The sequence below is a fragment of the Sinorhizobium sp. P24N7 genome (genome assembly GCF_042436655.1).
GTDB classification, from domain to species: domain Bacteria; phylum Pseudomonadota; class Alphaproteobacteria; order Rhizobiales; family Rhizobiaceae; genus Sinorhizobium; species Sinorhizobium meliloti_A.
The window spans coordinates 1-565 of sequence record NZ_JBHMIW010000101.1 but is presented as its reverse complement, the minus strand read 5'-3'; the positions used below and the strand labels follow the sequence as shown (position 1 = coordinate 565).

At 54.9% G+C, this 565-nt stretch carries 1 protein-coding gene; it reads right to left on the bottom strand.

Annotation, left to right across the window (positions count from 1 at the left end; translation table 11 throughout):
• The coding region (locus tag ACFHWW_RS34135) for a PAS domain-containing protein (RefSeq protein ID WP_379943805.1) at positions 1-283 on the bottom strand (283 nt) is incomplete at its 3' end.
• Positions 284-565 lie beyond the last annotated feature (282 nt).

Here is a 565-nt window from a genome sequence, read left to right as displayed (position 1 = left end):
CGTCGGGGCCGGTTATTTCTTCCTCGAAATGCTGTTCTTCCCCAGTCGAAAAGACGCGGAAATCCATGGCACGAATGGCGTCTGCCTCTGCTCGGGGAAGAAAGTCATAATCTGTAAGTCCGATCGCGCTTTCCGGCTTGGCGCCGATCATGTTGCAGGCAAGATCATTGAGGTGGACGAACCGTGAGCCCTCGTCTTTGACGATTATCGGCTGGTGCGCATTCTTGAAGAGTGCGCTCAGCGTTTCAGAGAGAACAGAATCAGGGGCTAACGGGGCATTCATCGACAAGTTACCGGCGCTACGTTGCTTATGGGGGCAGAAGGAGCAGATGGCTCACCATCTTTGACTCCTGTAACTCATTCGGGCAGCCCAATCTTGATTTGGTGCCGAACTAGTTATCTGAACGTTAAGCCGCAATGGCGCCGAAACTATCCGCCATGGCCGCAGCTTAGGCAGCCTGAGGATGTAAAGACTTCGGCGGCTGCCATTTCCACGGGAGCAGTTGCTCAAGCCGACCTATTGGGGGGTCGGCGCTGTCGTCGCTGTTGATTTGCTGTTTGCACC